18 protein-coding genes are annotated in these 21,500 nt (G+C 39.1%); 4 read left to right on the top strand and 14 right to left on the bottom strand.

The window, feature by feature from the left end; translation table 11 throughout:
- Positions 1-64 precede the first annotated feature (64 nt).
- Complete coding sequence (locus CLI64_RS11905; RefSeq protein ID WP_103137426.1) at positions 65-778, bottom strand: hypothetical protein; 714 nt, start codon at positions 776-778, stop codon at positions 65-67.
- Between the two features lie 1,032 nt (positions 779-1,810).
- On the opposite strand from CLI64_RS11905, the gene CLI64_RS11900 reads away from it, so the two are divergent.
- Entirely contained in the window at positions 1,811-2,275 is a 465-nt protein-coding gene (locus tag CLI64_RS11900; RefSeq protein ID WP_103137425.1) for a hypothetical protein, read from the top strand.
- A gap of 24 nt (positions 2,276-2,299) precedes the next feature.
- On the opposite strand, the gene CLI64_RS11895 is transcribed toward CLI64_RS11900, so the two are convergent.
- The 3 genes from CLI64_RS11895 to CLI64_RS11885 all read right to left on the bottom strand — a co-directional run bounded on the left by CLI64_RS11895 (position 2,300) and on the right by CLI64_RS11885 (position 4,633).
- Positions 2,300-2,713 (bottom strand): nuclear transport factor 2 family protein, encoded by a 414-nt coding sequence (locus CLI64_RS11895; RefSeq protein WP_103137424.1) that lies wholly within the window; start codon positions 2,711-2,713, stop codon positions 2,300-2,302.
- Between the two features lie 14 nt (positions 2,714-2,727).
- Positions 2,728-3,729: a zinc-binding dehydrogenase gene (locus tag CLI64_RS11890; protein ID WP_103137423.1), complete on the bottom strand. Its 1,002-nt coding sequence runs from the start codon at positions 3,727-3,729 to the stop codon at positions 2,728-2,730.
- A 109-nt stretch (positions 3,730-3,838) separates the two neighbouring features.
- Positions 3,839-4,633: an aspartyl/asparaginyl beta-hydroxylase domain-containing protein gene (locus CLI64_RS11885; protein WP_103137422.1), complete on the bottom strand. Its 795-nt coding sequence runs from the start codon at positions 4,631-4,633 to the stop codon at positions 3,839-3,841.
- Positions 4,634-4,859: 226 nt separating this feature from the next.
- Between CLI64_RS11885 and CLI64_RS11880 the strand changes: the two genes are divergently transcribed.
- The 3 genes from CLI64_RS11880 (at position 4,860) to CLI64_RS11870 (ending at position 8,336) form a co-directional block, all read left to right on the top strand.
- Positions 4,860-6,329, top strand: a complete 1,470-nt coding sequence (locus CLI64_RS11880; protein WP_103137421.1) for an amidohydrolase family protein — start codon at positions 4,860-4,862, stop codon at positions 6,327-6,329.
- 96 nt (positions 6,330-6,425) lie between these two features.
- Positions 6,426-7,352: a 3-keto-5-aminohexanoate cleavage protein gene (locus tag CLI64_RS11875; RefSeq protein WP_103137420.1), complete on the top strand. Its 927-nt coding sequence runs from the start codon at positions 6,426-6,428 to the stop codon at positions 7,350-7,352.
- A gap of 162 nt (positions 7,353-7,514) precedes the next feature.
- Entirely contained in the window at positions 7,515-8,336 is an 822-nt protein-coding gene (locus tag CLI64_RS11870; RefSeq protein ID WP_103137419.1) for an alpha/beta fold hydrolase, read from the top strand.
- A 9-nt stretch (positions 8,337-8,345) separates the two neighbouring features.
- Here CLI64_RS11870 and CLI64_RS11865 read toward each other — a convergent pair whose 3' ends face one another.
- From CLI64_RS11865 to CLI64_RS11820, 10 genes are all read right to left on the bottom strand, one after another.
- Positions 8,346-8,801 carry a RidA family protein gene (locus CLI64_RS11865; protein ID WP_103137418.1) on the bottom strand — a complete coding sequence of 152 codons (456 nt, stop codon included), beginning with the start codon at positions 8,799-8,801 and terminating at the stop codon, positions 8,346-8,348.
- A gap of 358 nt (positions 8,802-9,159) precedes the next feature.
- The gene (hisS, locus tag CLI64_RS11860) at positions 9,160-10,548 is read right to left on the bottom strand and encodes a histidine--tRNA ligase (protein ID WP_103137417.1); all 1,389 of its coding nucleotides are present in this window, start codon (positions 10,546-10,548) and stop codon (positions 9,160-9,162) included.
- Positions 10,549-10,665: 117 nt separating this feature from the next.
- Positions 10,666-11,112 carry a DUF3598 family protein gene (locus tag CLI64_RS11855; protein WP_103137416.1) on the bottom strand — a complete coding sequence of 149 codons (447 nt, stop codon included), beginning with the start codon at positions 11,110-11,112 and terminating at the stop codon, positions 10,666-10,668.
- A 166-nt stretch (positions 11,113-11,278) separates the two neighbouring features.
- Complete coding sequence (locus tag CLI64_RS11850) at positions 11,279-12,697, bottom strand: aldehyde dehydrogenase family protein (RefSeq protein ID WP_103137415.1); 1,419 nt, start codon at positions 12,695-12,697, stop codon at positions 11,279-11,281.
- Between the two features lie 131 nt (positions 12,698-12,828).
- Complete coding sequence (locus CLI64_RS11845) at positions 12,829-13,872, bottom strand: nitrilase-related carbon-nitrogen hydrolase (protein WP_103137414.1); 1,044 nt, start codon at positions 13,870-13,872, stop codon at positions 12,829-12,831.
- Between the two features lie 29 nt (positions 13,873-13,901).
- Positions 13,902-14,648 (bottom strand): red chlorophyll catabolite reductase, encoded by a 747-nt coding sequence (locus CLI64_RS11840; RefSeq protein WP_103137413.1) that lies wholly within the window; start codon positions 14,646-14,648, stop codon positions 13,902-13,904.
- Between the two features lie 394 nt (positions 14,649-15,042).
- Positions 15,043-15,714, bottom strand: a complete 672-nt coding sequence (locus CLI64_RS11835) for a hypothetical protein (RefSeq protein ID WP_103137412.1) — start codon at positions 15,712-15,714, stop codon at positions 15,043-15,045.
- Positions 15,715-15,845: 131 nt separating this feature from the next.
- The gene (locus tag CLI64_RS11830; protein ID WP_103137411.1) at positions 15,846-17,927 is read right to left on the bottom strand and encodes a DUF1565 domain-containing protein; all 2,082 of its coding nucleotides are present in this window, start codon (positions 17,925-17,927) and stop codon (positions 15,846-15,848) included.
- A gap of 142 nt (positions 17,928-18,069) precedes the next feature.
- Positions 18,070-18,405 carry a XisI protein gene (locus CLI64_RS11825; protein ID WP_103137410.1) on the bottom strand — a complete coding sequence of 112 codons (336 nt, stop codon included), beginning with the start codon at positions 18,403-18,405 and terminating at the stop codon, positions 18,070-18,072.
- Between the two features lie 297 nt (positions 18,406-18,702).
- On the bottom strand, positions 18,703-20,901 hold the full coding sequence (locus CLI64_RS11820; RefSeq protein WP_103137409.1) for an NACHT domain-containing NTPase: 2,199 nt from the start codon (positions 20,899-20,901) through the stop codon (positions 18,703-18,705).
- Between the last annotated feature and the right edge of the window lie 599 nt (positions 20,902-21,500).

Below are 21,500 nucleotides of genomic sequence, written 5' to 3'. Positions count from 1 at the left end.
GATATATCAGAAACAAGTCAAATGTTCTTTCTTCATGACTGATTTCTTAGAGAATTATTTTTACTTACACTCCCACGGGTACTTGATCTAACTTGTGAGCTTTAATATAAACCATCCATTCATTTAGCATTTCTGTAAAGTCTGCAAATACTTGTTCTACTAAATGACAGGCTTTTGCTTCCATTTCTGGCGATATTTCTATATTTTCAATGAGATTTTCTACATCAGGTGTACCCATAGCATGACCGGTTTCTACTGCTAAATGATATTCACCAAAATAGCGGTAATTTTCTCCTGTTATTTGTTGTAATTCCCGCGCAACCTCTGCTGTCAACGACAAGACAACATTTCCTGTAGCTTCATTACATTCGATGATTGCTAATTTTAAAACAGGGTCTACTTGATAAGCATAGGCTGAGAGTTTATAGCAGACTCGTCTAGCTTTGTCATTTTCTGGCCCCCAGATAAACTTCAAAACTTCTAGATATGTCATTGGTTGATTAAAACCCAATTTTTCCATATCTTCGTAGTACCAAAGAAAATGATGGTCATCTTCATAGGAATGAACATTAATTAATTTTTGAATAGGATCATCTGTTGGTTCCTCTCGGAAGAAATATTTATTTACTTCCCAAATATTCATTACAAAAGGAGTAATACAAGGTGCAAAAGCTAATCTTTGTCTTGGGGGAATACTTTTGTCTTTTAAGAATTCACATATTGGTAACTTTGAGAATTCTTGTTTCTTCTGTTCGATTAATGCGAGAACTGCTTTCATCGTCTTACTCTGTGATTCAATTTATGTGACTTGTTCACATTGTTGTGTTTTTTAAATTAAAAAATAACAGTAATTTTTAGTAATTTTATAAAATCGACTTTTGTGTGTAGTTAGTATACTAATATACAAGACTGTTTATTTTGAAAGTCTCGTATTTAAAAGAATTTGCTGGGTGATTCAGTGCTATTACTGAATAACTTTAAGAGATTTTTTTATTTTTTCTAGTCATAACTAAGAAAGAGTTTTACCTTTAAGATGAAAAAAAATACACATATATTAAGTATTATTAAGGTTATTCATCTGGAAAAATACTGTGACATTATAAAGAGATTTTGATTGAAAAAATCTGTCATTAGGCAGAAATTAAATACTCCAATAGTGGGATTTTAAATTATTACTTAAGTGACTTGACAAACCACAGTCATTAATGCTCAATTACACAATTTTTAACTCGTTTTGACAATCAGCTTTGATCGGAATCTTCTCTTTAATGCTTGAAAAAAATTGGTACTTGCTCTGATTTCCCAATAGCGGGCAAAAAAAACTTACTAATATTTAAATATCAGATTTTTGGCTCTATTTATCAAAATAAATAACAAATATAGCCATCCTAAATCATTCATGAGACACAAGATCCCCGACTTCTTTGAGAAGTAGGGTTTCTGGACACCGCAAGTTATAACAAATCAGATAGGAATGGGAATGCTATATAGAGCTTGACTTAGTTTTTTACCTGTGATGTAGCGGTGTATCAAAGCCAGAATCTTCCAGTATATAGGTTGATTTGCGCTACGCTTTACCCAACATGAATCTTGGCAGAAATGTTGTATCATGATTTAACATTTCTAGGCGTTTAGTGTAGAAATTAAAGAGTAAATCTAGATAGGTAATTAGTAATTTGTATTAAACTGGCAATTATTGATGGGTAATTGCTTGGTAAATGAAAGAGAGATTTAGAGTCGGCTACATTTAATCTCAACTCATGTAAAAGTGATATTATATGGGGGTAACTGATTTCCATCCCATCTATAAATGAACAAAATATTGGATGTAGAATTATCAAAAAAAACTGCTGAAAGCATCAAAAGTAAGGCTAGAAAACCCTTTGATAATGCGTATAAAGCTGCGTTGGCTACACAGGGTGCTAAATATGTTCAAGGATTTTTAGTTTGTCAAGGGAAGCCAACTAAACCTCTAGAACATGGTTGGATTGAAATAGAGGAGACAATTGTTGACCCTAACTTACCGCATTTGCATAATCATGTACAAGAAATGTGGTATTTTGCTGCTCATACTCTCAGTGTGAAGCAACTCAAGGAAATTATAGAAGAATCAAAAGAAGATTATCCAGAAGATGACCCATTACCTATTTATGGTGATGCACCATATGAATATTATGGTGATGTGATGTTGGGAGGTAAAGAATATTTAGCTGCTTATCAGGCGGCGGAAGCTAAATGTAAAGAAATTCAGGGATTAAAAGCTCAAAATAATTAAGTTAGTGCAGAAAACATTGGTTCTTTATTTGGTATTTACTAATGAAGATTTGCCATCACTACCAAAGTGTTCTCGGTAACTGCAAATTTTGTCTCCTCGCACATCAAAGGATACTGCTACCCGATTTTTGTAAGGCTGTCCAAATAAAGTTCCTTCATCGCGAAATTCAAAGACTACCGTTGTCTCATTGCTAGTAATGCAATCTAAAGACACTAATTTGATGCCAGACGGAAAGGAGGTTGAAACATAATCAAGAAATTCCTTGGCTTTTGCTTTTCCTTGATTTAAACCTTGAAATTTACCGATGGGAAACCAAAAGGTAAAATCCTCTGTTAGCATTTCTAGAAATGCTTGCCATTCACCCGTCGCTAAACCCTGGGTAAAATGTTCAAATGCTTGGTGAGCAACTTTTAAAGTATTTTCTGTATTCTGCACCATGTTTTTCCTAGACTCTAAAACCTGACAACTACTTTGCCACAATTTTGACCACTGAGCAGGTATGCTACCGCCGTGGGAATGGACTCTAAACCAAGAAACGGGGTAGAGTCAACAGATACTTGCAGTTTACCTGTATAGAACAAATTTAAAAGGCGATCGCGCGCTTCTGGGATATATTCTTGATAATGGGGCATCAGAAAACCCCGCACCGAAGCCGCTTTCCAAAAAAGTTGGTGATAAATACGCGCTTGCGTTACCTGTTCAATACTTCTCCCATATTCCGAAATATAGCCAATACTCACCAAACGTCCCCGAATAGCTAAGTTATCAACGCAGGTATCAAACACCTGTTTACCCACACACTCAAAAATTAAGTTAATCCCTTTGGGGTACTCTTGCTTGAGGACTTGCTGGAGATTTTCTCTATGATAGTTAATGATGCGATCGCAGCCTAACTCCTGTAATAATTTTTCCTTCGCCTCAGAACTACAAGTCCCAATGACATGATTTCCCGCCAACTTCGCCAACTGTACCGCAATATGGCCAGTACCACCAGCCGCAGCCGTTACTAAAACCACCTCATCACTTTGCATTTCCCCCACCTGTTCCAAAGCTACCAAAGCTGATACACCCGTCGGTACAAGGTTGAGAACTTCCGGCGTTGCTTCCCGCACTTTCACAGCCAAACTAGCATCTATCACCTGATATTCTCGATAACCACCACCGCGCACAGTCGTGATAACAGCATCACTCACCCGAAAACCAGAAACATCTGCACCTACAGCTACCACTTCCCCCACCGCTTCCACACCCAAATCAAAAGGTGGAGTTAATTTTATATAACTCACTTCACCCCGACAAAGTAAAGTATCAAACCCTGCATTAATTCCCGCAAATTTATTCCGAATTAAAATTTCATGATTTGCCGGTGCAGTCAGAGGTACTTCTACAATTTCTACAGCAGATTTAAAATCTTGATGGAGTTGTTTAGCTATTAATTTTTTGTAGTTAGTCATTAGTTAATAGTCATTAGTCATTAGTCATTAGTTATTAGTTTTTGCTACCTTGTCTACCTTGTCTGCCTTGTCTCCAATGCCCAATGCCCCATTCCCAATGCCCAATGCCCTATAAAGCCTTATCCCACTCCAATTGATGCGCTAAACCATACTTGATAAAATCTTCGGTGTTGGCTTTATCGCTTTTACCAAATACACCCAAACTATAAGGATTATCTTGCATTCTTTCGGTAACTTGTTCTTGCTCAAATCTCATTACTTCTTCTCTTGGCTGATCTGTTTTAAAAAAGTCAACAACCAATACAGTTCTATCGTATTCAGTATAATTATGTGGACAATGGGGATAGCTATGATCTAACACCATAAATTCCCCTTCATGCCAATAAAGTTGCTCATGACATATTTTCATCGCCACATCTCCCTGCGGTACAATTAAGCCTAAATAACCCCGATTCATGTGGGGGTTATAGTTAACATGAAGCTTAATGTCTAAACCAGGGTGAAATGTGCCGAAATAGGCATTTCTAACTACATCATCATTTTCTAAGTTTATCACTGTGATCATTTGAGCCAGATTTGGAAAATATTTTTCTCTGAGTTCTAATGCCTTCTTTGCTGCTACATCTGTCTCATATTCGGGATATTGGATTTGATGAAATTGAATATATTCTTCAATTAATAAACCTTGGAATAAAATTCCAAAGGCACTATATTTAGAGTTGCCTTTAGTTTTAATAGTTTTACTTTTTGGGCCTAGAACATCGTAAGTAAATTTTAACTCTTCTGGCGATGCCTGCTTGATAAAATTAGTAAATTCCTCTCGAATCACTTGCCAATTTTCTTGCAAATTTTGGAGAAAGGGGAAAGTTTCAGGATTGAGATGATACTCGTTAAAATTGGACACCTTTTTCTGCTCCTAAATTTCAATTAAAAATTCCCAATTTAAATTACCAGGAATAAGTTTAATGGGGAGTCTTAGCACTTCTACATATAAGAGTTTGTATGTTTTATTTCCGGGTCATCAAGACGGTTCAATAAACAACTGTTACATAGTTGTCTATTTTAGCGATTGTTCCTGTAGGATGTGAAAGCGACTTGCTTGCTGTCATCATGTTAATGTGAGGTCTACTATGTCTGAACCTCCTATATTAGACAAAATTGTCAAGAATGTGCGGGTTGTGCGTCCCCAAGAAAATGCGATCGCACTCTTAGATATAGGGATCAAGGATGGAAAATTTGCCCAGATTGCTCCTCATATTAGCGCAGACCAGGGCAAAGAGGTATTTGACGGCAAAAATCTCCTGGGTTTTCCTGGGGTTGTAGATGCTCATATGCACATCGGTATTTACCAACCCCTTGACCAAGATGCAGTCACAGAAAGTAAAGCCGCCGCAATGGGAGGTGTAACAACTAGCCTCAATTACATCCGTACAGGGAAGTATTATCTAAATAAAGGTGGTTCCTACCAAGATTTTTTTCCTGAAGTTTTAGCATTATCTCAAGGAAATTTCTTTGTTGATTATAGCTACCATATCGCCCCTCTTAGTAATCAGCATATTGATGAGATACCAATGCTGTTTGAGGAATATGGCATTAGTTCCTTTAAAATTTTTATGTTTTATGGTGGCTATGGTTTACACGGTCTTTCTGACCAACAAAATTTATTTTTGATGATTAATAAAACAGAAAGATACGATTTTGCTCACTTTGAATTTATCATGCGGGAGTTGGCAAAGTTAAGCGCAAGTCACCCAGAAGCACAAGCAACAATTAGTTTAAGTTTGCATTGCGAAGTGGCAGAAATTCTCAATGCTTATACCAAAATAGTTGAAAATGATTTAACTTTAAGTGGACTGCACGCCTACAGTGCGGCGCGTCCTCCCCATTCAGAAGGGTTAGCAATTTGTATTGCATCTTATTTGGCACATGAAACTAACTGTGCAAATATCAATTTATTGCATTTGAGTTCTCGTAAAGCAATGGAAGCAGCTTTAACTATGCAAACTGCTTTTCCTCATATTAATTTCCGACGAGAAGTTACTGTTGGACATTTATTATTAGATGTCGATACGCCAAACGGAACTTTAGCAAAAGTTAACCCCCCCATTCGTCCCCGTGCTGATGTGGAATATCTATGGCAAGCTGTTATCAACAATCAAGTAGATTGGATAGTTAGTGATCATGCTTGTTGTGCGGCGGAACAAAAAGTAAATGCCAAAGACCCCCATAATGTTTGGTTAGCTAAATCTGGTTTTGGTGGTACAGAATATTTACTATCTGGTGTATTTAGTGAAGGTAGTAAGCGGGGAATGTCTTACAATCACATGGCTAAATTGCTCTCGTGGAATCCATCACGCAGGTTTGGTTTATCTCAAAAAGGTGATATTGCTGTTGGTTTTGATGCTGATTTAGTTTTGTTAGACCCCAATGAAAGTTTTGTAGTGAATGCGGCTGATTCAGAATCACAACAAGGTTACACACCTTTTGCGGGCATGGAGTTAACCGGAAAAGTAAAAAGTACATTTTTACGAGGTGATTTAATTTATCACAATGGGCAGGTTTTAGGTTTACCTAGTGGACGTTATTTAAAAAGAGGTTAGGTGAGATTGAGGAAAATATCTCAAAAGGAGTAGAAAAAAATTTTATTTTAGACTAAACATAACACTACACACATCTACCAAAATTACAGAACAACTATGAATACTCAAGTACCATTAATTATTGAATGTCGTAGTAACGATTCCGATTACCGTCAACAAAATCCTCATTGTCCGTATACTCCCAAGGAAATTATTCAAGAAGCGGTTCGGGCTTGGGAAGCGGGGGCAGCAATTTTTCATTGGCATGGACGAGATCCAATTGATGGCAGATGGATTAATGATGTAGACGTTTATTTAGAAGTTATTCAAGGAATTCGAGAGCAGACGGATTTAATTGTTAATCCTACTTTGAATTATGTGACTAAAGAAAGTAATGTGAGCGATCGCATTCAACACATCTTAGCCGCCAACAACGATCCAGCACTAGGAGTTGATATGATTCCTTTAGAGTTTGGCTCGTTTAATTTAGATTTTTGGAATCCACAAACTAAACAATTTGACACTTACGATCAAGTACATACTAGTTCTCGCGCATATATCAAAGAAGTATTAGAAATACTGCAAGCAAATAACATTTTTGTCGGTACTATTTGTTGGGATATAGGACAAATTCGGACAGCAAGATGTTTCCAAGAAATGGGACTGCTTCCTAAAAATACTTTTTGGGAGTTTGTTTTTACTGGAGAAATTACCCCTAGTGGAATTTTGCCCACATTACCGAATTTACAAGCAGTAGTAGATTCTATCCCCAAAGATGATCAATGGTTAGTGATGTGTTGGAATGGGGATGTCATGCCTTTAGCAGCTTGGGCAATTACAATGGGTGGTCATGTTGGTATTGGTTTAGGAGACTATCCTTATTTGCGTTTTGGCAAACCCCACAATGGCAATTTGGTAGAGAAAGTTGCTAACATGGCGCATACATTAGGCCGAGAAGTCGCCACACCAGCGCAAGCACGGGAAATTTTGAAAATGCAGCCGCGAACTGTTGTTAAAGAAAAACTACAGGCGGTTGCTAACTAGAAATGTGGAGTGCATGGGGGGAAACCTAACCCCCTAACCCCCTTCCCTTGTAGGGAAGGGGGAATATGTAGAGACGTTGCATACAACGTCTCTACAGTTCTAGGAAAGGTTTTCTGTTTCTTGTTGCCTTGAATCACAAACAAATATAATCGCTAAAACATTATGCCCAATAAAATTAAACGCGCTTTTTTAGATACAGAAGATGGACAAATTCTCTACCGCACTGGCGGTGAGGGTGAGGCGTTGCTGTTGCTGCACATGAACCCCCGCAGTAGTGACGAATATCGCGAACTTATGCCAATTTTGGCGGCACATAGACGAGTCATTGCAATGGATTTGATGGGGTTTGGTGATTCTGATAAACCGCCGAGAATGTATACTATCGGTGACTATGCAAAAACCGCGATCGCACTTTTAGATGAATTAGGCATAGAAAAAACAAGTATTTTTGGTAATCATACCGGTGCTTTTGTGGCGGGAGAAATAGCCGCAGCATATAGCGATCGCGTTGATAAACTCATATTAGGAAACGTAGCCGGTTTTGGGGAGGGAGGACAAGCAGAATTATTCAAAAGATTTGAGGATGGTTTTAAAATTAAAGAAGATGGTTCTCATCTCATGGAAAGATGGTTAGCCCGTTCCCGATATGTAGGCTCGGCAGAATTAAATCATCGTTGGGTTTTAGATGATTTAAAATGTTTTGGTCATCCTTTATATGCGGTTTGGGCTGTAGGTAATTACTGTCTAGAAGCACCAGAAAGATTTCGTGCTATTAAATGTCCCACTCTCATCATTTGGGGACTTGATGACATGAAAGAATTTGAAAGACTGAGTTTAGCCAAATTTAATGACCGCTATTTTCTATCTCAAGCAATTCCTCATGGCCAAGTTGTAGAATTTGAACAAGGCACAATTTGCATGATGAACCAAATACCTGAAGCAGTATCTCAGGTAGTCACGGATTTTTTAAATAGTACAGAATAGTTAAAGTTTTCAATTATCTAGGACTGCTGTACATTTAATTTCTACAATTAGTCCTGGCGTAGATAAAGCAGTAATACCAAACCCCGTCCAGGTTGGAAAATTATTCGTAAAATAGCGGTCTTTTACTTTCATAAATAACGGCAGATGGGGGATAGTAAACTGCTGTTGTGCTGCATCAGCAGGTGTAAATTGGGAATTACTAAGATTTGCCCCTGTCACATGATAGGTAATCATTTCTACCACATCGTCAAAGGTTGCACCTGCGGCTGTTAGTACCTTTTTCACATTTTCAAAAGTTTGGACAAATTGCGCTTCTACTTCCTCTACTACCTGTAAATTTTCATCGCGTCCCACCTGACCTGAAATATATAGTGTATTGCCTACTTTAACCCCAGGACAATAATGAAATTTTTCATATAAAATTTCCATGCCTTGAGGGATAATAACTTGGCGATTTTTACTCATAAACTTATATAGTTTATATTAAGTAGAACGACTTGCAAAAATCAAACTATGTAAAGTAATGTAAAAAATTGCATTTAGTTCGTAGTAAGGACTTTAGTCCTTAGAGCTAATTTGTAAACTAAAGTAAAATACTTACCTTGTAAGGATTTCATGAATTTGAGTTAATACAGCACTTATTCGTTGAAACTTAGACATAGTAATTAGTTGAGTCTCCTTAAGATTTTCTTTACGAATCAGCTCTTATGAGAGGACTAAAGTCCTTACTACAAACCTTTAATTATTTACACCGTTTTACTTAAATGGATTGTAATTGTTAAATGTCGGGGAAAAATATCCCCTGTTACTAAAATTAATGCAATTATTGCAGTCTGCGTTTTACTTCTGTAGCTAAATCAGCTAAAGCAACTTCTATTTGCTCACCTGTTTGTAAATCTTTAAGTGATGACTTTTGGGCTGCGGCTTCATCAGCACCAATAATTATACAAAAGCGAATTCCTTGTTTATCTGCGGATTGAAATTGTTTACCTAAAGGACGTTTATCAAAATTAGTCACTACATTAATTCCAGCTTGACGTAACTGTTGGGAAACTTGCAAGTAAGTTGGCATTAAATCTTCTTGCATATTAACTACCACTACTTGCGCTGGCGTTGCTGGTAAGGTGTTCAGAATTCCCGCTTTTAGTAAACGACTAATTAAACGTGTCAAGCCAATGGAAATTCCCACACCAGGCATTTTTTCGCCTAAAAACATTCCCACTAATTCTTCATATCTACCGCCAGAACAAATACTACCTAAAGCCTCATGTCCAATTAAGGTAGTTTCGTAAACTGTGCCGGTATAGTAATTTAATCCACGGGCAATAGACAAATCAATACAAAATCTCTTGTCAGGAACCCCTAAATTCCGCACCCCTGCAATTACTGTTTCTAATTCGCTGACACCTAAATTAAATTGTGCTGATTCTGGTAAATTTTCTGAGAGATGTTTGAGTTTACTTAAAATTTCATCACTATTACCGTCGATTTTAATAAAGTCAATAATTTTTTGCGTTTGTTCAGAGTTAACGCCTTCTTTCTCTAACTCTTGTTTAACTTTAACTTCGCCAATTTTTTCTAGATTATCAATAATGCTGATACAAGATTTAATTTGGGTTTCTGAGATACCTAAAGATTGAAAAAAACCTGTTAAAACTTTGCGGTTATTAATGCGAATGACAAAATCACCAATATTAATAGCTTCAAATATTTCGGTGATAATAGCAGGCATTTGAGCATCATATAATAAACTCAAACTACTCCGCCCGACTACATCAATATCACACTGACGAAATTGACGAAATCTTCCATCCTTTGCCCTTTCGCCTCGGAAAACTACATCCATTTGATAACGTGCAAAGGGAAAAGTCAATTCATTTAAGTGACGCGCAATATAAGCGGCTAAAGGTACAGTTTGATCAAATTTTAATGCTCTAGCTTCTGAGCCTGTTTCCCCTGATTTATCTTTTTCAGCTTGACGATTGGGTGGTAATATTGGTTCTATACCGTAAATAATATTGTCGCCTTGATTACCTTTAGCTTGTAATACTTCTAATCTTTCTACAGCAGGAGTTTCAATAGGCGTAAATCCGTAGCTTTCGTAAACTTTACGGATAGTATCTAGTAAATATAATTCTAAGCGTTTTTCGCTGGGCAGAAACTCAGGAAAGCCACTAGGAGTAGAAAAGTTTATTTTGTCACCTTTTGCCATGCGTTTACCTTATTAATTCGCAATTTGCAATTATACAACAATTTTTATTTTTAGTAATAAAAAAGTTTGTAGTAAAGACTAAAGTCTTTACTACAAACTTTTTAAAATTATATATTTTTACTTTAGTCTTTGTTCTTTAATGAGGGTACGTTGATATATTTGATGATTTTTAAACCAATGCCAAGTGCGGGCGCGGTGGTTGTTATCTGGACTAATATAAATCATTTCTGATAAAGATATATCTGGAACAGTTTTGTAAGAAAATTGCAAAATTATAGTTGAGTCGTCTATTTCCCAAGCTTTACCTTCTACTCGTTCTGTATCAAACCAAAGGGCTTTGTCATGATATGCCCCAGGAAATTGATGTTCTTCATGTTTTCCGCTAGCCCATGTGTAACGATTGATTTGATAATAAGGATGAGGACTATTATCTGGAAATTGACAAGTTAAATGTGATTCATGATGGTCAATAATGTTTCCAGAGTTATCAACTACAGTATAAGTACCAACCCAATCACCTTCATGACGGACTAGTACAGGCATTTCTTCTCTAATGTTAGACATAATGCGACTCCTGATAAATTGGGAATTGGGGATTGGGAATGTAAAATTAGCGTTTTAGCTTATTTTATGGTCAGTATGCAGCATTTATGAGCGATCGCCTAGATTTTGAAAACATTAGTTTGCAATAAAAATTCCGCCATTGCATTGTTAATACATCACTAGCCCATTATTCCTGATTAAACCACCAAGGGTCATGGGCAGAGTTAGTTTTAATTAAAAACGCCTGTTTTCGCATAAATCGCTTTAACGCTGCTGCACCCATGCGTGAACCACCCAAACCGGAGAATTTAAAAGCGTTTTTCTCTCCTTCGTGCATGATGGCAGTTAAAGCCGCATCATTAATACTAATAGCACCAGCATTAATTTGCCGCCCCACGGCTAAAGCTTCCGCTTCTGAACCAGCAAACACAGCTGCACTCAATCCATAAATAGAATCGTTAGCTAAAAATACAGCTTCTTCCACATTAGAAAACGGCATTACGGGCATAATGGGGCCGAAAGTTTCTTCAGTCATCACTTTCATGGCATGATTGACTTGAGTTAATACCGTAGGACGACACCACCAACCACCCCCTAATTCTTCAACTTTACCCCCGCAATGAATAATTGCACCTTTTTCTACTGCATCAGCTAAATGATCACTAATGATTGCAGCTTGTTTTTCCGCAATAATCGGGCCAATTTGTCCATTTTCAATATCGGGATAGGCTAATTGCAGGCTATAAGCTTTAGCGATTAGCTGATGATAAAACTCTTCAAAGATTGATTCAGCTACATAAACGCGTTCGATAGATAAACAAGACTGGCCAGTATTTACCACTGCACCCCACAAAATCGCAGAGGTAGCTAAATCTATATTTGCTGATGCTAAAACGATCGCCGGATCTTTGCCACCCAATTCTAAAAAAGCAGGAATAAAACGTCTAGCTGCGGCTTCTGCAACTCTGCGTCCTGTGTTGACACTACCTGTAAAACAAATTAAATCCACATAATCAATTAAAGCAGCTCCAGTTTCGCCTGCGCCTTCAATAAAAATTAAAACATCCCGTAAATGGGCGACATTATTTAAAGATGTCAATAAAGGCGCGACAAAACGCGGTGCAATTTCACTCGGTTTGACAACTACCGCACAACCCGCCAACAACGCCGGAATGGCATCAATCATCGACAGCAACAAGGGAAAATTCCACGGACTAATTACTCCCACGAGGGGGTAAGGTACAGAGGTTTGTTGCAAAGCGATGAAAGGAATACTGGTATTTTTAGCTGATTCTTGCAGTAAATCTGGGGCTAAATCACACCACCGGTCAATGCTGCTTAAAAAGGAATCAATTTCTAATATAGATATAGATAATCTGCCGGTATCATTTACCAAAGCATCTGTTAATGATTGGCGTGTAGCTAATATTGCTTCCTTCCATTCCCGTAAAGCAGCGATTCTTCCTTCTAAACCCAACTGATACCATTGAGTTTGCGCCCGTCGCGCCCGATTACACTGCTGTGCTAACAACCGAGGCGGCGGTGGAATAATCACATAGTCAAATTTTCCTGTGCGGGGGTTACGTACTTCTATGGTGTTAGTCATTAGTCATTAGTCATTAGTCATTAGTCATTAGTCATTAGTCAACAGTCATTACTTATTACTTATTACTTATTACTCATCACTCAGCACTCAGCACGGGCTAAACGCCCCGCTTCCGCTAACAGCACTCACCCCTAAACTATCCCTAAATCGCTGAGGCGTTCGATGGTTTGTTGTTGAGTTTGGATAAAATGTTTGCGGTCTATTGATTGATTTAGCATGGTGTTGGCTGGGTAAAAGTTTGATTGACTATAACTTTGGGCGTATAGTTCAAATCGCTGACGCGCTAGTAAATTATTTAACCCTGGACGACGGCGATCGCGTCTTAATGCTGCTAAATCTATCTCTGCAAAGGCGGCCATGCTTTCGCCTGCGCCTGTTTCGGCTAAAACTAAACCCCGATGATCGATAATTTTTGAGCCTCCGTCTACTGAACCAATGGGAATGGGGCTATTAGCTAATCCGGCTGTGTTGGCGGAAATGACGTAAGCCATATTTTCTACAGCACGGGTGATTTTAGCTGCGTCTTTGGGAGTGAGATGTTTATTATAAATTTCTGAGGTGGAGTGTAGAAAAATTTCTGCGCCCCGCATGGCTAAACACCGCGCGACTTCTGGATATAAAATTTCCTCTGAAGCTAAAGCCGCTAAGTTACCAATGGCAGTTTTCGCTACGGGGAAAACCCCATCTAAACCATAACAATCGAGGTATTTATCCCACACATCATGGGGTGTAGGGGCAAACATAGAGTTTAACCGCCGATAACGCAACACAACTGTACCACTAGGATCAATCACAAAGCTGGTTTGAAAATACAACGTGGGAAAGTTGGGGTCAAGTTCGTAGGCGTTACCAGCTAAAAATATACTATATTTTTGGGCAATATTACTGAGAGCTTCATACTCAGCACCGTTAATTTCTAAACAAGCTTTATTTGCCCAAACTTCCATAGATTCCCCCATTGGAAACCCTGTGAGGAAATATTCTGGTAAAACAATTAACCGACAATCACCACCAATAAAGGCAACACTGGCAGCGATTTGTTGAGTTAAACGCGCGATCGCTTGCTGCATTAGTATACCGGCTTCTTGGCGATCGCGTGCTTGATTGACTGCGTGACAAGTAATTTGCAGTGCTAAAGCCCGAAATGTTTCTAATGGTTGGGTATAATCTGTCATAAAAGTAGGAGTTTTCCATTGTGAGTTTATTATTTGCTACCACAGAGCGATCGCACCAGTTTCTCTGTTAATTCTTTACCAAACATCTTCACCGCAATCTCGTTGTCGGGGTCATTTTCTATACAACTACGACGAATAAATAAATCCCGTTCAGCTAAGGCTAATCTCCCATTTTCTGGCGTTGGTTCGGCTGTATCTACCCAAGTTAACCAACGATTTAAGCTATCTTTAGCCACTGTGCAAATCACTTCTAAAACTTCCGGCGATGCGCTGGTGTAACACAAACTCCCAGGAGATTGAAATGCACGCATATAAGCACTTTTACTGATAAACAGAGTAAAGCGAGAATCATCTTGCAATTGTAAAAATGTGGAATTAACTGGTTGATAATATTTTTGTAAGTAGTCTAAATTTGTTAATAATTCCATCCGAGGAATATAATCTATATAAAGAAAAACTTGCGGAATTAAGCCAAACTCAAAAGTTAAATGGGGAACTAGACTAGAGGCATTCAACCACACAGTTAAACGCATAACTGCAAATGATTTTTGTGCATTTCCTAGCCAAGAATGAGTCAGCCAATCAATACCGTCACCAGTATAAGCCTGAAGCGAACCGGTGATATTGCCATCTAGACTGCTGTATGTTTGTAAATCTTTGGTGCTAGAGTCTGGATGTAAGATAAACCGCGTTTCTAGCTGTTGCTGAAGTTGACTCATCAAAGATAATAAGTCATTAAATACACTAACACCATTGATATTCAGTTGTTCTCTCATGTCTGATCTGCAATTTGCTCACGATGTTCACTAAGTTAATTGAGGCTTCTAAAGTGAACATCTCACCGACGTTAGAAATTAATATCCTTGAACAAGGAGAGGGAACTATAGAAATTACATATATTACGTCTAATGTGAATTAAAATCGGGTAATTCCGTAGATATTTGTAGGGGCGGGTTCACCGAGATCATCGTTAATTGTTCATGATATTTGATTAACCCGCCCCTACCGAGTCTCATTAGCTCCCAGCATCGGCTATTTTTGGGATATAGAAGGTTTTCCTAATTCACATCAGGCGTTATATAGGAATCATATTTGATTTCTGAAAACAATAAACCTCTACTCCCAGTCCCCAATCCCCAGTCCCTACCATCAAGTCAAATCCCTGATTGACTAAGCACTAGATAATTGTTCGCCGGAGATAGCTTTGAGTTTAGAGGTAAATGATTCAGAGCGATCGCTTTTAATGGGAGTAAACTGTCCAATGGGGGGATGATTCAAAGCGATAGTGAGATTTTTACTTTGTTGACTGTTAATTTCTACAAGGTTTGACTTCTGTTCAATATCCTCTGTCACCACACCTAAACTAGATGCTGCTAATTGTTTGGGTGGGGTGGGAATCTCTGCTGATTTTACTGTTTCTGTGGCTTTGCCATTCATTGAGTGAATACCGTTGTCATTTTCTTCTGGTAGGGCTGAAGTGACCGCAGGCGGCAGAAAATGATTAGATGATGTTGGTGGCTGCTGAAAATTTAAGGTGTTGGTAGTCGTCGCTGTCAGACTAAGGGGAAATTGACTACAAATTAGGCGTTCAAATTCCATATTGAAGTGATAAATAGCCTGACCCCGACGCAGCCAAAATGCCAAAATTTGCTGTACAGAAATTCCCTTATAGCGTCCTTGATAAAGGGCTTCAATCACTGCTAAATGTAACCAATCTGGCGGGTATTGTTTTTGCCAACGATGAACTAACTCACCTGCACTGTGGCCACTGAGGTCAAAACTATAGTGAGTTAATAGGGCGATGGCCAAATTGGCACAAGTAGGAGGTATTGACTGTGACATGGGACTTTTGGCCGTTGGCGGTATATACAGATCATCTAGCCGTTGTTATAGGCAGCTAACCTGGGAATAAAATGTAGAATTTGTTACCAATAATATTGCATCGGTAAAACAATGTCTCTCATTTTACTGGTTTAGCTGCTAACTGTCGAAATTATATAGGGTGAATTAATACTTGGCGCACGTTGAATTGCCACTAAAGCCTGATAAACCATTGCCGCTACTTCCGCCCTAGTCGCTTCCCTGGTGGGTGCGAGGAGTTTGGGATCTGGGTGGTTAACGACGATTTTGTTTTGGGTGGCTGTAATTACAGCTTTACGGGCATATTCAGGGATGGTGTTACTATCAGTATAAGTGACATCACTGCTATTATTTGCTGATAATGCCAGGCCATTCACTAGAGAAACAATGACTTGTAGCCTTTGGACATTTTGGTCTGGGCGAAAAGTGCGATCGCTAAAACCACTGACAAACCCGCCACTAGCCGCAATTTGTAGTGCCTGATAAGCCCAAAATTCCTTGGGTACGTCAATAAACTCTGTCGCTGGTCTTTTGGGTGCAGGATTGAATGCACCCGCCACTAAAGCCGCATATTGGGCGCGAGTCATGGGTTTATTGGGTTGATAACTGCCATCAGCAAAGCCATGCGTCATCCCCATATTCGCTAAACCGTGAATAAATGCTTCTGCCCAATGTCCACTGAGGTCGGTGAAGGTGGGTAAAGCTACATCCACTTTGACAATATAAGGTGAAGCGATCGCCTTTTCTTGGCCGCTTGTGACCAAAGCTTGATAAATTAAGCTAGCGATTTCGCCACGGGTAATATCTCGCAGGGGTTCGAGTTGGTCTGTTGCAGGATAATTCACCACCAATTGTTTTTCTGTGGCGGTGGCGATGGGGTTGGTGGCATAACTGGGAATTTGAGCGCGATCGCGATATACACTCAAAACATTCGGACTACCACCACTAAGTTGTAAACCATTAACCACAGAGACTATCGCTTGTACCTTAGTGAGATTTTGCCCAGGGCGAAACGTCCCATCAGGAAAACCGCTAATAAACCCCATTTGGGCGGCTTTAGTAATGGCTGAGGCTGCCCAGAAGTCAGATTTGACATCCTTGAACGGACTGGGTTGATTTTTCGTGGGTAAATTAAAAGTTTTGGCAATTATCGCCGCATATTGGGCGCGGGTGATGGGTGCATTAGGGGCAAAAGTGCCATCAGGAAAGCCACTAATTAAGCCTTTATTGACTAACGCCTCCACAAAAGCCGCCGCCCAATGTCCGGCAATATCAACTAAATTAGTATTAGTTGACTGAATTGGCTGATCAATCACAGCCGCCAAAAAATTCACTTGTCCTTTGACTTGGGTAGGATTTAACTGATTACCCACAGAAATCAAAGGCTGTGTCGAGTTATTTTGAATATCAAAGCCGCCATTGTCACTGAACACATTACCGGCGACATCTTGAGTATTACCCAAATCGGGGACAGCATTTTCATTGACGAGTAACCCGCCTTGAGTATTTTTGAGAATCAGATTATGACGCAACACCGGCCGGGCATTGCGAGATAGAGCGATCGCTGTCCGATTATCTGAAAGTTTATTATGGGTAATGATAGGGGCAGCAAAATCACTAATAGCTATACCTAAAGGATTTTTTTGTAAAACATTCCGTAAAACTTCCCCTTTACTGTTGCGCGCCATAAATAAACCACTGGCGGCATTCTGCAAAAATACATTGTCAAGAATAGCGGGTTTGGCACTACCGCTAGTAAATACCCCTTCTCGACCGCAGTTAGTAAAAGTATTATTAGCTACCTGGGTGGCGGCTGATTCAATCCAAACCCCTGTTCCCTTAGCAACGGGATTAGTAACAGTCACGCCCCTGAGACTAGTTTGATTTAATAACACTAAAGTGACATTCTGCACCCCAAAACTAGGGCTGGGATATTCTCCACTACCAGAAATGACGATACCTGCACCCTTATTTGCTTCATTACCAATTACCGTTACCCCTTCTGGGATAATCAGGGGAAAAACTTCCTGATTAGCACTACTGTAAGTCCCCGTGGCCAATTGAATAATTGCCGGGGAACTCACTTTTAAAGCACGAGTCAGGGTTTTAAATGGACTTTGCCGTAAACCAGAGTTAGTGTCTTTACCCGTAGCTGGGTTGACGTAGAATGTGGCAATGGGATTAGTGTTCACCATTGGGAATAAAGCAGCGATTGTTTAAATGACACCATCATAAAACAACACTAACGGCAAATAGGGACAATATCTGTTAGGCATTTAATTTAGACGTGAAGACCGTAGAGGCGCAAGAGGGTAAAATCCAGCCACCATTACCAGCCTACGCCACACCGTATTCTGTATACTGCCGTTTATATGCAGGTTGCAAACCCAAAACAATATCCTCGCGTGGTATTCCTATTAATACCAACTCTTCTGCTGGATTTTGATCAGTTAAATTTTGCTGAAGCCAGATTTTTCCATCTTTGATATCAAAATGAATAATACATCGATAAACACGCTTCAATTCTTCCCATCCCACATTCATCCACTGATAATGGTCGCGTTGTTCATCAAAAATTAGTTGTACTTCTACATCGCTATTAGTCATATCTTCATTGGCATAACGAGTTAATAAACTCTGTACGCATTCTCGATATTTTGCTAATTTATCCATTGCACAATTACCTCATTAAATTAACGATGGGATGAATTAAGCCTTTTTAGCAAAGTTAACTATCGATTTTTTGTGTCTACCCTGCGGGAACGCCTTACGGCGAATGCGCCTTTGCGTGAAACAAAAAACATCCTACTAATCAGCAACGCCAATTAACGATATATAGCCGTCCTAGCTGATTCGTGATAATTCGCGGTGTCCAGATACCCAAATTCTTTGAGAAGTCGGGGATCTTGTTGCTCAACGATTTAGGGCTGCCATATCAACATTTACAAGATTTGATTCGGCTTCATATCTCTATTGTTGATCAACTACTGGGAGAGGCAATAACATTCGCGCCTCAATTGCATCCCAGGTTTGGGGAGACACCCGCACTGCTGCTTGTTTGCATTTAATAATGAGGTCGTTGGCGTAAAGATAATTTTCTAACGCTTTAAATTCTGCATCAGATAAGGCGATCATTTCTGGTGTAAGGTGAAACGCATCAAGTAAAGTTGTTTGGAGGTTTTGAGCAAATGCAAGTTTGATGTTTTTTAGCTGTTGATCATCAGGAAGTTGCATTTTTAGTGCTTTTAATTGAGTAATGAGTGCCGTCAAATTGACGTTCTTCAAAATTTGAATTTTTTCAAGTTCACCAGTGTATCGAATAGACTCATTGATGGCGTTGACTTTGGCTTTGGCGATGGCGATGGCGTAGACGATGGCGTTGACGATAGCGTAGGCGATGGCGTAGGCATAGGCGATAGCGTTGGCAATGGCGTTGGCGTAGGAGATGGCTTTGGCGTTGGCGTAAACGTTGGCATTGCCATTGGCGATGGCGTTGGCGATGGCGTTGGCGATGGCGTTGGCGATGGCGTTGGGGTTGGCATTGGCGATGGCGATGGCGTAAGCGATCGCAATTGCTACTGCACGTTTACCAACTGATTTATAATTTCCTGGTGAGCCAGTTGTCACTTGTTCTGCCCAATTCAATAAATCTCGAACTTTGTTGGAGTTAAGATACTTCTGCGCTTCCTTTTCCATCAACAACAGCAAATCATCTGCACCACCACGCATTAAACCCGCGACGAGTAAAAACACTTCCTTCCAACGTTCATCTATCAGATGTTCTGTAACTAATTTTTCAACTAGGCGATGGTCATCGATATATTGTGCTGTTAAATATTCTTGTAGTGTGAGGTGAGAAAAAGAAAATACATCTTCTGCCCTTTCTACTAAAATTCCTTGCTGCACAGCTATAGCTTTTAGAACAGCTTCCCCGTCTAAATGTTGAGGAGCATTTAAATTACTGGCTAAAAATGTCTTGATTTGCTGCACAATATCACGCTGAGAAAAGAATAACCTATCAGACTCAAAACCCGTATAAGCAATTTCTGATAATAATATTTCTTCTAATTCTGTATGCAGTCCTTGATATATTTCATCGCGCAGAATCCGCTTTTCTGATGCCCATTCTTCTAGCAATATCCGCAATGCTTTTTTATAAAGCACACTGCGATTATCAGGAAAGTTTTGGGAACGGTCATATACTAAACACAAAAAAGTTAGCAATAAAGGTGTGTGTGCTAACTCTTTAGCAGCAGAGTTTTCTGGTTTCTGGAGCAATTCCCAGCATTTAGCACCTGTATTTGCTTGTTTATCGGCTTCTGATTGAAACCAATTAGTAATAAATTTCTGAATCTGTTCATCATCAAAATCTGCCATAGTCACATCGCTAAAGCGACGAAAACAGTTACGATGAGCAGCAGTACGACAGGAGGCAATAAAGCGATTACCATCGTACTTATCAACAAAGTTTTGGATTTGATTAATAGCGTCAGTTAAATTCTGAGTTGGTATCTCATCCAACCCATCCAATAAAATCAGCAGTCTACCTTCTTCTAAAGCCTTAGCTGTAAATTTATCAGGCGATGGAAATCCACAAATACTAAATTCTTCTGCAATAATTTTTTCAATATCTATATCACTAGATGTAAATCTTTTGAGTTCAATAAATACAGGAATACAACTGTGTTTAAATCCTCCTCTTTTCCCTTTCAGTGCCTCCAAACCCATCTTCCGCAAAAAAGTAGATTTACCAGCACCAGGGCTACCAAGTACCATAAGATATTGCGTTTCATTAGCAACTTTAGTTCCTGCTTGTCTAGAAATATCTTTAGATTGAAATCTCCGACTTTTTGCTTCTCGATAAAATTTTTCTAAATTCTCGATAGATTCAAAACTCTGAATAGTGTCATCACTTAAAAATTGCACTGCTGTATAGAGAGATTCTAATTGTACAGGTTCACGCATTCCTAAGACTTTAAGAATACCGTGCCGTTCTTGGTAATTTTCAACATATTGTTTTGATGCTGCAAAAATAATTTCCCTAGTTTTTTCATCTAGGCTTTTGCTAAAAAATCTTATACCTCTCCCGCCACCTTCCCAAAGGATTTGAAAGATTGGAACTGCTACACCGCTAACAACTGATATTGCTAAAGACTCGATGCCCGTCATAGTATTAGAAATTTCAGAATTACAGTCTGTATAATTACACTCTAATTTTAATTCTGTATTTTTGACAGGTATTTAAGAATTTCTCCAGCTAAATCTGTCACATTGATTTATCTATCTTAATTGTTACTTTATGTAGAAAAGCTAACGCGAAACCTAACCCCCTAACCCCCTTCCCTACTAGGGAAGGGGGAATTTTCAAGGCTCTCTCCTTGTAAGTTACAGTGTAGACACATCTTTTTGCTAGGTGGAGAATATGGTTAGTTATATCCCCCTAAATCCACGCCACTTGACGGCAGTTGCTTTATGCCGGGGAACCCGTCCACCGCACTGCCTCCTTTAAGCCGGGAAACCCGTCCAACGCAGTGGCTCCCCTTAAAAAGGGGGACTTTGATTCTTATTCCACCCTTTTTAAGGGGGGTTAGGGGGGATCAACAAGTGTCTAAAATCACAGCCAAGCACTTTTCAAACACGCTCTTAGACAAAACGGTACTGCGATCGCCAAAGCGTTTTCGTTCGCATTAGTTTCTCTGAATGAGAAGAGTAATCGTAGGGTATTTTGAATTTTGCATTGGTAGATAAATCATATTTGCTTACTGAAA

This window comes from Nostoc sp. CENA543 (assembly GCF_002896875.1).
Lineage (GTDB): Bacteria > Cyanobacteriota > Cyanobacteriia > Cyanobacteriales > Nostocaceae > Trichormus.
This window is presented reverse-complemented; position numbering and strand designations above follow the sequence as displayed.

Bases quoted from the DNA above. Each gene is read 5' to 3' on its own strand.
- CLI64_RS11905 (WP_103137426.1), bottom strand. From the start codon at position 778: ATGAAAGCAGTTCTCGCATTAATCGAACAGAAGAAACAAGAATTCTCA.
- CLI64_RS11900 (WP_103137425.1), top strand. From the start codon at position 1,811: ATGAACAAAATATTGGATGTAGAATTATCAAAAAAAACTGCTGAAAGC.
- CLI64_RS11895 (WP_103137424.1), bottom strand. From the start codon at position 2,713: ATGGTGCAGAATACAGAAAATACTTTAAAAGTTGCTCACCAAGCATTT.
- CLI64_RS11890 (WP_103137423.1), bottom strand. From the start codon at position 3,729: ATGACTAACTACAAAAAATTAATAGCTAAACAACTCCATCAAGATTTT.
- CLI64_RS11880 (WP_103137421.1), top strand. From the start codon at position 4,860: ATGTCTGAACCTCCTATATTAGACAAAATTGTCAAGAATGTGCGGGTT.
- CLI64_RS11875 (WP_103137420.1), top strand. From the start codon at position 6,426: ATGAATACTCAAGTACCATTAATTATTGAATGTCGTAGTAACGATTCC.
- CLI64_RS11870 (WP_103137419.1), top strand. From the start codon at position 7,515: ATGCCCAATAAAATTAAACGCGCTTTTTTAGATACAGAAGATGGACAA.
- CLI64_RS11865 (WP_103137418.1), bottom strand. From the start codon at position 8,801: ATGAGTAAAAATCGCCAAGTTATTATCCCTCAAGGCATGGAAATTTTA.
- hisS (WP_103137417.1), bottom strand. From the start codon at position 10,548: ATGGCAAAAGGTGACAAAATAAACTTTTCTACTCCTAGTGGCTTTCCT.
- CLI64_RS11855 (WP_103137416.1), bottom strand. From the start codon at position 11,112: ATGTCTAACATTAGAGAAGAAATGCCTGTACTAGTCCGTCATGAAGGT.
- CLI64_RS11850 (WP_103137415.1), bottom strand. From the start codon at position 12,697: ATGACTAACACCATAGAAGTACGTAACCCCCGCACAGGAAAATTTGAC.
- CLI64_RS11845 (WP_103137414.1), bottom strand. From the start codon at position 13,872: ATGACAGATTATACCCAACCATTAGAAACATTTCGGGCTTTAGCACTG.
- CLI64_RS11840 (WP_103137413.1), bottom strand. From the start codon at position 14,648: ATGAGAGAACAACTGAATATCAATGGTGTTAGTGTATTTAATGACTTA.
- CLI64_RS11835 (WP_103137412.1), bottom strand. From the start codon at position 15,714: ATGTCACAGTCAATACCTCCTACTTGTGCCAATTTGGCCATCGCCCTA.
- CLI64_RS11830 (WP_103137411.1), bottom strand. From the start codon at position 17,927: ATGGTGAACACTAATCCCATTGCCACATTCTACGTCAACCCAGCTACG.
- CLI64_RS11825 (WP_103137410.1), bottom strand. From the start codon at position 18,405: ATGGATAAATTAGCAAAATATCGAGAATGCGTACAGAGTTTATTAACT.
- CLI64_RS11820 (WP_103137409.1), bottom strand. From the start codon at position 20,901: ATGACGGGCATCGAGTCTTTAGCAATATCAGTTGTTAGCGGTGTAGCA.